This is a genomic window from Paenibacillus sp. JT31N17 (assembly GCF_056269255.1).
The window spans coordinates 53,272-66,064 of record NZ_JBWDNP010000012.1; the positions used below are offsets into that span (position 1 = coordinate 53,272).

General features: G+C 49.6%; 10 protein-coding genes. All 10 read right to left on the reverse strand.

Translation table 11 applies throughout. From position 1 onward, the window contains the following. Nucleotides 1–14: 14 nt before the first annotated feature. A complete protein-coding gene (locus tag AC0YOB_RS27925) occupies nt 15–1,742 on the reverse strand; it encodes a response regulator transcription factor (RefSeq protein WP_475795566.1) in 1,728 nt (575 codons plus the stop codon). Nucleotides 1,743–2,290: 548 nt separating this feature from the next. After that, entirely contained in the window at nt 2,291–3,082 is a 792-nt protein-coding gene (locus AC0YOB_RS27930) for a sugar phosphate isomerase/epimerase family protein (protein WP_475795567.1), read from the reverse strand. Nucleotides 3,083–3,130: 48 nt separating this feature from the next. Beyond that, nucleotides 3,131–4,216 carry a Gfo/Idh/MocA family protein gene (locus AC0YOB_RS27935; protein WP_475795568.1) on the reverse strand — a complete coding sequence of 362 codons (1,086 nt, stop codon included), beginning with the start codon at nt 4,214–4,216 and terminating at the stop codon, nt 3,131–3,133. Nucleotides 4,217–4,224: 8 nt separating this feature from the next. Next, the gene (locus AC0YOB_RS27940) at nt 4,225–5,058 is read right to left on the reverse strand and encodes a phytanoyl-CoA dioxygenase family protein (protein ID WP_210044150.1); all 834 of its coding nucleotides are present in this window, start codon (nt 5,056–5,058) and stop codon (nt 4,225–4,227) included. A 33-nt stretch (nt 5,059–5,091) separates the two neighbouring features. Next, nucleotides 5,092–5,913 carry a phytanoyl-CoA dioxygenase family protein gene (locus AC0YOB_RS27945; RefSeq protein ID WP_475795569.1) on the reverse strand — a complete coding sequence of 274 codons (822 nt, stop codon included), beginning with the start codon at nt 5,911–5,913 and terminating at the stop codon, nt 5,092–5,094. Between the two features lie 20 nt (nt 5,914–5,933). Then, complete coding sequence (locus tag AC0YOB_RS27950) at nt 5,934–6,821, reverse strand: carbohydrate ABC transporter permease (RefSeq protein WP_210044148.1); 888 nt, start codon at nt 6,819–6,821, stop codon at nt 5,934–5,936. Nucleotides 6,822–6,842: 21 nt separating this feature from the next. Then, on the reverse strand, nt 6,843–7,733 hold the full coding sequence (locus AC0YOB_RS27955; RefSeq protein ID WP_210044147.1) for an ABC transporter permease: 891 nt from the start codon (nt 7,731–7,733) through the stop codon (nt 6,843–6,845). An 84-nt stretch (nt 7,734–7,817) separates the two neighbouring features. Next, the gene (locus AC0YOB_RS27960; RefSeq protein ID WP_475795570.1) at nt 7,818–9,440 is read right to left on the reverse strand and encodes an extracellular solute-binding protein; all 1,623 of its coding nucleotides are present in this window, start codon (nt 9,438–9,440) and stop codon (nt 7,818–7,820) included. Nucleotides 9,441–9,590: 150 nt separating this feature from the next. After that, complete coding sequence (locus AC0YOB_RS27965; protein WP_475795571.1) at nt 9,591–11,024, reverse strand: response regulator transcription factor; 1,434 nt, start codon at nt 11,022–11,024, stop codon at nt 9,591–9,593. A gap of 1 nt (nt 11,025) precedes the next feature. Further along, nucleotides 11,026–12,753 (reverse strand): sensor histidine kinase, encoded by a 1,728-nt coding sequence (locus AC0YOB_RS27970; protein ID WP_475795572.1) that lies wholly within the window; start codon nt 12,751–12,753, stop codon nt 11,026–11,028. Nucleotides 12,754–12,793: the final 40 nt, after the last annotated feature.

The following is a 12,793-nucleotide window of genomic DNA, read 5'->3' on the forward strand; positions in this document are numbered from 1 at the left end:
TGATTCCTCCTCTTCTACATACCGTGGTTGCGGAACTGAGCTGGTGTCATCCCTTCATATTCTTTGAATATTTTGACAAAATGCCGAAAGTCCTTATAACCTACGCGATCTGCTATCTCATAAATCTTAAGCAGCGTCTGCTCGAGCAGCTCCTTCGCCTTTGCTATCCGAATCCGAATGAGATAACGGCTAAGCGTTTCCCCTACCTCTGCGTGAAACAGCCTGCTGAAATAAGAGGGGTTCAAATATATATGTTCCGCCACACTATTGAGGCTAATGCCAAGGTGATAATTGTCATGAATGTAACGTAATGCTGTTTCAATGATGCGTTTCTGTCCAGACACAGACACAGTGGTATTCTTTGTTAAAAAGACACTCATGATCGTGGATTTCCATTCATGAAGGGGACACCGATAAAGCTGAAGCTTCTGTTGATGAGTAACGCTGAAGGGTTCTGAGGTATACTTAGCGGCGCATAGTTCTCGCCATTTGGAAAGAAGAATACCGATATACAAGTTCATCTCGCATCGAACCGCAATGGCGGAAGTTTGTTTGATCAGCTCTCTTAGATGCTCAGTCTGATCGTCAAGCAGCTCGGAACATTTATGTTCATCCATCAGCTTCAGGGCGTGCAGCAGTCGATTAGAGCGTGCAGCATCCAGCGCTTCCGGTTTAATCGTTGCGACGGGTATGCTCCCTGCAAAAGAAACTGACTGTCGCGCCTCCGGCATTTGGAATGCAGCATACGCTGCCGGCAATGGATATTGTGGAGGCGCATTGACATCCATATAACTGCTTTCCATGATTGCCGGGCCGTAGACATGACCGGATTCTTCAAATAAGTAACCCGCACTGTTTGTAAGCGCTTCCCTAAATGCGGAATAAAGATTCTTTCTATCCGAAATATCGCTGATCCCAATGGTAATTCGGATGCCCAGAAATTTTTGTGCTCCTTCGATGACTCGATAAGCACATCTGAATAATTGCTCATACATTGCCGGCCTGTCATGTTCTTGTGGAGAAACAATCAGCGCCAAATCAAGAAACTCGTTCTCATGTAAAGGACATGCGATGCATCGCATGCCATCGCCTGAAATCATCTCCTCCATCAGATTGCCAAGAGCGTATCGAATAAGCGAGCATTCCTTCTCATTCATGTCTCGTTCACCCCATTCGTGCACTACGGCAGCCAAAATAACGAGGCGATTCGGATCCAGTTCAATCTGGAACGTTTTCCATTTGATCTGTAATTCGTTGTCCGGCATAGGTTGGGTTAGACACATTTCCAAATGCTTCTGTTTTGCGAGTGGTAAACTCTCTCTAATCCGGCTTGACAATTCTTCCAAGCGGAAAGAATCCTCCTTCTTTTTCATGATTTCGCAGACACACCGTTCAATGATCTCAAGCATCACCTTCTCCTCAATCGGCTTGAGAATGTAATCGAACGCACCGAGTTTGACAGCTTTTTGGGCATATGCGAAGTCGCTGAATCCGCTAATAAAAATCACCTTAATATCTGTGCCGCGTAATTTTAGCTCTTCAATTAATTCCAACCCATTCATGGAGGGCATTTTAATATCGGAAATAACGATATCCGGGATATTGTCATCGATCAGCTTGAGTGCCTTCCGTCCATCTTCGGCTTCTCCAATAAGTTGGATACCGTATGCCCCCCAGTCTATGGTTTGTTTCAAACCTTCCCGGATCCAAAGCTCATCATCCACAATTATGAGTTTAAACATTCAAGTGTCCTCCTTAATCTATCGATATCTTTGGTATGTCGCTTCCGTTTACGTCATATCCCCCCTTCCCCCATCCCTCTGTCCGTTGTGACCCATTTTACAGAAGAGAAAGGATTTATATAATGTGCATATTTTTGGATTTGGTGTACTATTTTTACTTCACGGTTTTGGTTGCATGGGCAGTCATCTCCAATCTTCCTATACATTTTTTAAGGAGGCCTATAGTATGTCTACTTTATTCTCATACAACTAATATAGCTTGGCAAGTATTCCCAGTCCCATTGTAGCGGTAGGTTTATGGGCACACATATGGACGCCCTACATCTTCCGCATACACAAAGGGACTGATTCCGGACCGGGCACGGCTCCAGTTCAGCAAAAAGAGCCGGCTGCAACAGCCGGCTCTTGGTCAAATATTTATAAATGCTTTTAACTTGTGCGAAAAGATTTCACTGTGTGGTTATTCCCGCTTCCGGTCCCCTTCCGATATTGATTATAAAAGGGGACATTTGCCGTTTAAGCAAATGCCCCTCTCGCTTGTCTGTCTCCTAGTGGATGAACGGCTTCAAAAATTCAACCGATCTTCTGACATCTTCGGCCATTGTCCGCACAGGCCGGTTCTCTTCGTTATGCAGCAGCTCAAAGGCCAGCCAGCCGTTATATCCGATATCCGACAGTGCCTGAAGCAGCTTCTCCATATCGATGTCCCCTTCAAGGAGATCTTCCGTTGGCGTCCGCCCCCGTTGATTTCTTAAATGGAAGGCATCGATTCTTTCCGGGTAGGTCCGAATCCATTCAATCGGGTCGTATCCCGCAGCATGCGCCCATCCCGTGTCCACGCATAGTCCCACATCTGTACTGGCGTACTCAATAACGCTGCGCAGGTCGCCTTCCGCATTATGCTTCTCATCCGCATGATTATGCAGGCTGACCTTCAGCCCCCATTCTTCTGCGGCAGCGGATATACGCGACAGATGCTCACCTTGCCGTTTAAATTCGTCCTCTGTTTTGGGGAGCGCAGCGCCCCACCCGCCTTTGGGATCCGCATTTACAATCAGATCCGTCCCTCCGGCCACCGCCAGCCTGCGGGCCAAGGGCATGACGCTCTCCTCGAAAGGAATCGCCGGTTCATGAAGATTAAGCCCGATATAGGCACCCGAGACGGATAAACCGTACATCAGGGCCAGACTTACCAGCTCCGGCTCCGGATCGATTTCAACGGCGTTCATCCCGGCTGCCGCACACTCCCGGAATATTTCATCCCAGGAGGCCTCTCTTCGGTCGAACCGGAATCGTTCATGCCAACCGTACATTGCGGTCGAAAATCCTTTTATGATCATCCCTCAATTCTCCTTTTACCTTTCGATGACAGGCGCACTGATAACCTCCTATAACACGGAGTGGGGCACCGTCTGCGGCGTTCCCGATTCTGCGCAATCATAGATGGCCTGCAGGCATTGAAAATTGAAAACCGCTTGCTCATTAATGGTTGCTTGCGAGTCCAGTCCTTTGACTTTCAGATAAAAGTAATAGATCGGATGGTCCATAACGGTAAAGGGGCCGTTATGGGCCAACTGGTTCTCCGTCGTTTCCACTTGTCCTTCTTTATCCCGTTTGTAATCAATCTGATCAGTTTCAAAATACGGCGACCACTTCACCGCACCCAGTGTGCCTTCCAGCTCAACATGATGATACGGTTCGCCGTGCGTGCAGGATGCCCGCTCATATTGAACCCATACGGATTTGCCGCCGGCAAGACAATACTTCAGCATCGCGCCGACATGACCCTCGACATCGTATTTCGTATCCGCCGGATCGGCTTGCGTTACAGGCTTGCTTGTCCAGGCTGCAGCAACTTCAATCGACTCAGGCTGCAGCAGATCATTGAGCACTGTGAAATCATAAGGTCCCCAGTCCATCAGAATCCCGCCCGCGCTCTTGGCGCGATCCAGAAACCATTTGCTCTCCTTCTGGTATTCCACGCCAGCCCGGGCGCGCTGGTTCCGGTATACGAAGGTCACCTTATAAACCTCGCCCAATGTTTGCGAGTGGAGCATCGATTTGATTTCTTCGGTCTTGGAAAGACCCAGGAAGCGGTCGCTGCAGCATCCCAGCATGCGGTTATGCCGTTTTGCGGTATCAAGCAGCACCTTGGCTTCCTGGCCGTTCATCACCAGCGGTTTCTCGCATAATACATGACGGCCGGATTCCAGCGCCATCCGCGATAATTCAAAGTGCGTGAACGGAGGCGTGCCGACTATGACGATATCGTCCTCTCTCGCCGGCTCAGCAAGCATCGTACGCGCATCAGAATAGCTTTTCGCCTCGGGAAACGTTTCTGTGAAGGCGGCAAGCGCCTGCGCGTTCGGATCTGCAGCCTTCAGCTCCACAGGCTCGCCGGCGGGAAGCTTGCGTATGGCCTCCGCGTGATACCGGCCGATTACACCTGCGCCAATTAGATAAATTCTCATCATATCCTCCATTACTCCCAGGGCATCTTGGCCGGGAAACCGATTTTCTCCATGCGGAACGCTTCCTTGGCTTTTTGCGGCAGCTGATCATATGTTTCTTGCGGGATCGGAATATAGGAGCCTCCACCATACCAGCTCTTGTTAAAAATCATGGCCAGATTCGTACGGCGGTCGTTGGAGATGTTCGGGGTTCCGCGATGCCACATCCGGATATCGCGAATCACAATCGAACCGGCGGACATGAGCACCTTCTCGGAAAGCATATGTTCAGCCGCACGCACAATATGCAGATGCGGATTCACGCTTCCGTCCAGCGTGTCGTGGTTTGCCCGGTCCGGATTCAGATGTGTACCGCCAGGCCAAACCTCAAGAGGCCCGTTCTCTTCCGTAACATCGACCAGCGGAATATTTACAACCAGGCTGAAGGTCGGCAGCGGAATCGACAAATCCGGGAAGAGAGGCATGATGTCGCAATGTACATTCTGGTAATCGGAGCCTGGCATCGGCGTGTCCGAAGCCAAATACGTACAGCGGTTGTCAGCGCCGAGAATGCTGTCGAGCACGGCTGTGGCAATCGGATTGCAAATAATCTCCTCGTCGATGTAGGGCTGCATGAAAGGGAGAAACATTTGCGCGCGATTCGTCCCCGTATTGAAGCCTTTGCGTTCAATAAATTCATCGAAAAGCGGATCGAACGATTTGCGGATATGGGCGATTTTCTCATCGCTCAGCACTTTATCGAACAGAATATACCCATTGGTTTTTACCTGCTCAACCGCAATTTCCAATGTCTCCGGATTTAATTGTCTGGTCGAACGTTCTTGTTCCGTCAGTTGAATTTTCATTTGAATTCCTCCATTTATTCGATTTAATATCATTCACAATTTCGGGAAATAGGCATTATCGAATGGCTGCCCTTCTTTGGGCCGCGGTCCAAGCAGGCGGATGTTATCGACATTCTGCCCTTTGTTCCGGTAAACCGTATTCCCCGGCATCAGATGCGCAACGACTGACAGGCGCGGCTGATCGGACAGATTAGGGCCCGAAGCGTGCAGTGTATACGCATGATGAAAGCTTACTTCTCCCGCCTTCAGGATCATCGGCACCTCGCTCCACACCCTCCCCTCCTTGGCGAACCGCTCCTTCAAGGAATCCAGATCCTGATCGAAGAACGAATCGCTGGCCGGGATAAGTCCCCACTTGTGCGAACCCGGAACGACAAGCATGCAGCCGTTCTGTACCTCCGTATCCTGCAGCGCCACCCAAGCCGTCACCAGATTAACGGTATCCGTGCATTGCCAATAGGCATAATCCTGATGCCAGCCCACATTCCCGGATTTCTCCGCGGCCTGCTGCCCGGTTCCCGGTTTATAAATGACCTGGTCGTACCACAGCCTCGCTTCGCCAGTGACCATTAACTGCGCCGCGATCTGCCCAAGCAGCGGACTGGTAACCGCTTCTCTCACTTCATCGTTAATCCACCAGGCATTGTCCATCTTCCGAAGCTGAAGCGGATTGCCGTTCGAATGCCAGTCTGACAGCGGAAAGCCGTCCCCGTCATAATCACCGTCCCAAATACGCTCATGGGCTCTCTGCAATCGTTCCAGCTGTTCGTCATTGAAGATCCGGCCGCTTATCCAATATCCGTTCTCCCGATAGAACGCGAGTTCTTCCCCTGTCAGTTGAATTTGTCCGTTCATACCTGTCCTCCCTGGGCGTTCTATTCCTTGACTGAGCCGAGCATGATGCCGTGAATAAAATATCTTTGCAGGAATGGATAAATAAGAAGAATCGGAAGCATGCCGATCACGATTTTCGCCGCATTCAACGTTTGATTGGACAGCCTTTTGAACATTTCAATCTTTTCTGCCGAGGATACATTTTGCAGATTCGTTTGAACGACAAACTGTTGAATATACGTTTGAAGCGGATATTTATCCATACTCCGCATAAATACGAGACCGTCAAAAAAGGAATTCCAATGGCTGACAATGCTGAACAATGTGACTGTGGCCAACGCCGGCGTGGACAGCGGAATGAATACCTTCATCAGCATGTACCATGGGCCTGCTCCGTCGATATGGCCCGCTTCCGATAATTCCTTGGGAATGCTCCGGAAGAAATTCATCAGCAGAATAACGTTGAATACCGGTACTGCAGTCGGGAGCACCAAAGCCCAAATGGTGTCGAACATTCCCAAGTATTTCATCAAAATATAGAGAGGAATGATCCCCCCGCTGAACAGCATTGTCACAATGATGAACCACATGTACAGATCACGGGAACGAAATTCCGCGACCTGACGGGATAGCGGGTATGCCATTGATACCGTTATCACAAAATTGATGATGCCGCCTACCAGCACCCGCTTCACGGATATGAAAAAAGAGCCGAGAAAATTTTTGTCGTTCAATATCGTGTCATACGCAAAGGTGTTGAAACCGACGGGCCACAAGGTTACTTTACCCGCCGCCGCTGCCGCTTTATCACTAAAGGATACTGCGACCGTATACAAAATCGGAGCCAATGAGAGAACAGCTATAACGGTCATAAGGAGGTATAAAGTGCCTCGTGACAGACGCGCCGTCCCTGTTTTGTTCCGAACCATGAGCTTGCCACCCCTTTCTGGTTAAAAGATGCGATAATTGGCAAATCTGCTGGCCAACCGGTACGAGATGAAAATCAAGATCAATGCGATTACCGATTTCATTAATCCAACCGCAGTCGCCAAACCAAATTGGGCTTGTACAATACCAACGCGATACACGTACGTATCGATAATATCGCCAGAGTCATACACGAGCGGATTGTACAAATTGAAGATCTGATCGAATCCGGCATTCAAGATGTTTCCGATGCTCAACGTTCCGAGAAGCACGATGGTCGGTGCAATGCCCGGCAGCGTAACATGTCTTAATTTTTGCAGCCATGACGCGCCATCGATTTCAGCCGCTTCGTATAAGGTCAGGCTGATTCCGGTCAGAGCCGCCAGGTAGATAATCGCATTAAAACCGAATTCCTTCCAAACATCGCTTGATATGATAATCCACGGAAACAGGGTATTGCTTCCAAGGAACATAATAGGCTCCATGCCAAAAGCTTGCAGCGCATTATTAACCACCCCGTCGAGCGAGAGAAGATCGATTATAATGCCGGATAAAATAACCCAGGACAAGAAGTGCGGCAAATAAACGATCGTCTGCACCCAGCGTTTGAAGGCTACTTTCCTTACTTCGTTCAATAGAATGGCGAAAATCAACGGCAGGACGCTATTGGCGACAATCTTCCAAAAAGCGATATTAATGGTGTTGAAAAAAATCGTTTTGCTGTCGCGCATATCAAATAAATAGTTAAAGTTTTCCAATCCGACCCAGGGCGATTTCGTAAAGCCCAGCCCCATTTTGAAATCCTTAAAGGCGAGCACAATGCCGACCATCGGAATGACACTAAAAATAATAAGCAGAATCATTCCCGGCAATAACATCATGTGGTAGTGCTTCTGAAAAGTATTATGCTTCATTCTAATAACGCCTCATTTCCTGAAGAAACAGCAGAGGGACATAAAGCGCCGGTCCATCCTTGGCGCTTTATGCAATCCATTGGATTATTTCTGTATTTCTTCCTCAATCTCTTTAATAATCGTATCGCCGCCTTCGGCTTTCCAGTCCTCCACGAACTTATCGAACGCATCCAAATCCAGGCTTCCCAGCACGATTTTATAGAACGTTTCGTTTTCCAGCTTCTGCAGGTTGGCCCACCGCCGCTCCATCGTTTTGGTTGAAGCGCTGAATACGGGATCGATCGCATTCATTTCCAGCTCCAGCACGCCCGCTCCTACCAAATAAGCCTGAGGCGCTGCCCAATCGTCGGCATTCGCTTTGGGATTTGCCTTATCCTTGAGCGCCTGCTCGTATACCAATTGCATCTCCCCGTCCAATTCTTCCGGCTTCACCTTGCCTGCCAATGCATCGAGGAGCAGCTCGTGTTTCTTCGTTGCGGCATCAGGGTAATCCGTAATCATCGTAAGCGGCCACAGGGAATGGCCGACGATCAGATTCTTGGCCTTCTCATCCGGCGTATGCGACACCTGGTCATACATGTTGGCATAGACGACAGCCGCTTCCGGATGCTTGAAGCCTTTCTTGACGACGAGGTAAGACTGGGCTGCAGGCAGGGACGAGATATTGTACTTGCCGTCCTTATCCCCAATCATATAAGCCCGCCAATCCGCTTTCGGGTCATTCTTTACTGAAGCGGTCAGCGCCCAGGGCGTCCACCAGGGACCGAAGAACGCGCCTCCTTTGCCGCTGGCTACAAGCTCATCCGGACTTTTCCTCAGCGCAAATTCCTTATCGATAAGACCTTCCTTGTACATATCGCGGATAACGCTCAGCGCTTCCTTGACTCCAGGCATCGTCGAGCCGTATACGATATTGCCTGCTTCATCCTTGACCCAGGTCAAGGGATACGAATTGAATGCATTGAAAATCCCTTTGAAATCATGCAAACCGCCGCCCTGGGCGGAGAGCGTTACGTTGTTGCCGGTTAAGCCGATCGTGTCGGCGGTGCCATTTCCGTCAGGATCCTTCTCCACGAACGCTTTGAGCACGGCCCTCAATTCCTCAATGTTCTTGGGCGGCTGAAGGCCCAGCTTGTCCAGCCAATCCTGACGGACCCAGAGCATGGAAGGGGCATCGGCTTGAATGCCCACGCTCGGCAGCGCTAGCAATTTCCCGCCGTAGGTCGCGGCATCGATTACCTTGTTGTCGGTAGCCTGGTAAAACTTCCGGATTTCCGGCGTCACGTATTTCTCGTACACATCCGTCAAATCTTCAAGCTGATCCGATGCCGCCATGGCGCGGAATGTCTTCTCATCCACCACCATCATGTCGGGCATGTCGTTGCTTGCGACGGCAAGCTGCATTTTTTGATCATAATCGGTCGAAGAAGCGTACCACATGACCTTGGTTTTAATGTTCGTTTTGTCGAACACATATCGGGTATACTCGTTGTCCTCGATCGTCTCGCCTTCCTTCATGGTCAGGTCCGGAAGGACGGACTTGATGATCTGAATCTCTACCGGCTCAGGCAAACGAAACGGATCCACAGGCGTATTGTCGGATGCTTGCTGCCCTCCCGTGTTTGTATCTGAGGCGTTATTGCTGCTGCATCCCGCAAATACAAGAGAGGCGGCCAACACAAGGCCTAGCATTTTCACAACTTTCATATTCTCCCACCCTTTTTTGGATTGAATGTTTTGCTAGCGTTTTCATTATAAAAGAAAAAAACTCCCGTCGGGAGCTCAAGCGTCCATAATCTCGTATACGATCGTACTTACATATACGTCCTCTATCCTTATCTAAAAGATGATTTATGGCTATTTTTTGGATGATAGTGCACCCCGCTGCTTCTGGCGGTATTCGCTTGGCGTCAGACCCGTCTGCTCGCGGAATAACCGGCTGAAATATTTTTCATTCGGGTAACCGGTTCTCTCCGCGATCATCACGATCGGGATTCCCGTCTGTGCGAGCAGCTCCTCCGCTTTGGCAATCCGCCGGTCGCGGACATATTCATTGAAGGGCTTCCCGATAATATCCTTGAAGCATTGGCTGAAATAGCTGCGGCTCATATGAACCGTGCTGGCCATTTCGACAAGACCGGTTTGCAGCGTAATATCCTGTGCAATCAAGTCGGCCGCCTTGAGAATGCTGTCCACGATCGACCCGGAGTACATCGACTTATTCGTTAAGGCGATCATGCTCCGCCGCGTCTCGCGGAGCCATTCCTCCCACTCGTACCAATACAATAAGCTGCCGATCCGGTAGCTTCCGGATATCGTATCGGCGGAGAGCGTCCGTTCCCATTCCCGGACAGCGGAGTAGAAGATACTCTCCAGCCTCTCCTTCGGCAGCCGCATCAGCTTCAGATCAGTCAACCACTCGTTGAATACCAGATCATTGTTTACCCAGCTGAGCGATGACCACCGTTTATGCATTTCACGCACATCGTCTTCGAACACGATCGGCCAGTTCTCCTGCTCCGATACAATAGAGATATCGTACAGCCGCTTACCCGCTTCCAATTCGTACAGCAATCCCCGGCTGCGGAATTCCCTCAGCCATTTGACGGCCTCTCCTCTGTCGAAGCCCTTAATATCGGGCAGTCGCATCAGGACAATATCAGGCTCGACCTGCAGCCGTTCCGGCAAATCCTCACCCTGCAGCGACAAGGCATCGCTATCGCCTTGGACCCACAGCCATAAATCCTGTTCCACTTCCGTCATAAAGTCTCCCGGCCTAACCGGAAGCCGTTTAGTCCATTCGCTGTCCTGCCGGGGAGTCAGGGATAATAAAACAAGACCGTTCCCGCTCTGAAATTGAAGCTTCTCGTTCTCCTCCGGCAGGAACCGGCTCGCTGGCGGACGTTTCCCGGTTTCTTCGGCAATCCTCCCCATAATGCGCGCAAGCACGTCCTCCATTTTCTCTTTTTCCAGCTGCGTCTTCACGATATAGTCGATTGCGCCGAGCCGGAGCGATTCTTGAATATATTCGAAATCCTGATGGAACGTCAGGACGATCAACCAAATATCCGGGAAGCGGATGCGGACGGTGCGCATTAATTCGATGCCCGACATGACCGGCATGGCCAAGTCTGTAACGAGCATATGGACATCATTATTCTGCAGAAATTGAAGGGCTGCCTCGCCATTAGCCGCTTCCCCGACAACCTGCAGCCCGAATTGCCCCCAGGGCATCAGAACCATCAGCCCTTTGCGGACCAATTTATCATCATCCACGATTAATACGTTCATCTCAAACACCAGCCTTTTGTAAAGGAATACGAAGCAGAACGGTGGTACCTCCGCTCTCGTTGCTTTTCATTTGTATTACGGCTTCCGATCCATATCGCGATGAAAGCACACGCTTGACGTAATTGATACCGATGCCAAACCCCATCTTCTTGTTCTCGCCGCGCTCATTATGAAGCAGCTTATGAATGGTCTCCCCGGATAATCCGATTCCGTTATCGGTTACCGAGAGGACGACATGGGACGATCCTTCCAGGCTGACCCGCACCTGTATCACCCCATCGTCTCCCAATCCGTGATATAAGGCGTTCTCCACAAGGGGCTGCAGAATAAACTTGGGAATGTCCAGATTTTCGATGGATGCGTCAGCATCAATTTCCACGCCAAAGCGAAAATCATAGCGTATCTGCTGCAAATTCAAATATTCCTTCAGAGCGCCGATCTCCTGCCGGATCGTCGTTTCTTGTCCCTGCTTGTCCAGATTGTAATGGAGCAGCTTGTTCAGTGACGTAACAAGACCGTCGATCTCGTCCTGGCCGTTCAGGCGCGCAAGCCAGCAAACCGTATCGAGCGTGTTATAGAGAAAATGCGGATTGATCTGGTACATCAGCTTTTCGACCTCAAGGTCTGCTTTTCGTTTCTCCTTTTGCTCCACTTCGGCAAGCAGCTCCCAGATCCGTCTGCGCATGTTCCAAAATTGATGCAGCAGATGATCGAACTCGGGAATTTGCGAAGTCTTGATCTCAGAATGAAAGTTTTTGTTTGTCAGCTGCATGATCTCTTTATTGAATTTCGTAAGAGGCACGTACACCATCCGCCAGAGCAGCCAGCCAAGCAGCAGACTGACGGCAATCGACAAAATGGAGAAGCCGGCAAACTGCTTGATCCATTCCGATATTTCCTTGCTGTACTCCGACTGCGGGATGACGGAAACAACGCTCCAGCCCTGATTGCTGACATTCCGGAATAAATAATATCCCTTATGCTTCAAGGATTTGCCCGGTACATTCTCGTCCGGATACATCGTGCCGACAGGAAAATCAGCCGGATTCTCGCTGTAGCTGACCAAACCCTGATCATTGACGATCAGATGGTCGACCTGCATGCCGTCCTGGCTGCTCTCCAATATTTTCTCGGCAAATTTGAATCCGGTTTCAATATAAACGTACACATCGTCCCGATCCGGGATATTGGCCTGCCGGAAGACGGAGATGACGTTATTGTCGTCAAACCGGTTGCTGGCTTTGTGCGGACCATAATAAGTAATGCTGTCATACTGCTGCAGAATGGGCAAGCTGTCCAAATCAAAATCTTTTTTGATCGGGAAGTTCTCAAATAAAAAGCGATGGTCGTTCTTAAAATAATAGAAGGTCAGCCCGATCGACGGATTGGCAAAGTTGATAATATTGAGCTCGTTGACGAGCTCCTTCTCTAATCGCGATTTTTCATATACATCCGCTGTATCCAGATAGTTTTGTAAATCTTGTCCAATACTTCCGTTAAATGCTAGCTGCTGTGTAACATGATTCAGGTTGGACAACGTATTCTCCAGCGAAAGTTCAACCTGCTGCAAGTTATTTTGCACGCCTGACTCGATTTTGTTGTCCAGCATGGAATACATTTTATAGTACGAAAGAGTTCCAATTAAGGCCAACGGGATAAGCGAGCTGGTCAGAATAATGATGAGAAGCCGCTTCTTCAGGGATAGCCTGGTCAATAAGCTGCGGTTCAATGAATGCGCCTCCAAAACTCTATAAATTGACGATACTAGC

Bases quoted from the DNA above. Each gene is read 5' to 3' on its own strand.
- AC0YOB_RS27930 (WP_475795567.1), bottom strand. From the start codon at position 3,082: ATGATCATAAAAGGATTTTCGACCGCAATGTACGGTTGGCATGAACGA.
- AC0YOB_RS27950 (WP_210044148.1), bottom strand. From the start codon at position 6,821: ATGGTTCGGAACAAAACAGGGACGGCGCGTCTGTCACGAGGCACTTTA.
- AC0YOB_RS27945 (WP_475795569.1), bottom strand. From the start codon at position 5,913: ATGAACGGACAAATTCAACTGACAGGGGAAGAACTCGCGTTCTATCGG.
- AC0YOB_RS27925 (WP_475795566.1), bottom strand. From the start codon at position 1,742: ATGTTTAAACTCATAATTGTGGATGATGAGCTTTGGATCCGGGAAGGT.
- AC0YOB_RS27935 (WP_475795568.1), bottom strand. From the start codon at position 4,216: ATGATGAGAATTTATCTAATTGGCGCAGGTGTAATCGGCCGGTATCAC.
- AC0YOB_RS27955 (WP_210044147.1), bottom strand. From the start codon at position 7,733: ATGAAGCATAATACTTTTCAGAAGCACTACCACATGATGTTATTGCCG.
- AC0YOB_RS27960 (WP_475795570.1), bottom strand. From the start codon at position 9,440: ATGAAAGTTGTGAAAATGCTAGGCCTTGTGTTGGCCGCCTCTCTTGTA.
- AC0YOB_RS27965 (WP_475795571.1), bottom strand. From the start codon at position 11,024: ATGAACGTATTAATCGTGGATGATGATAAATTGGTCCGCAAAGGGCTG.
- AC0YOB_RS27940 (WP_210044150.1), bottom strand. From the start codon at position 5,058: ATGAAAATTCAACTGACGGAACAAGAACGTTCGACCAGACAATTAAAT.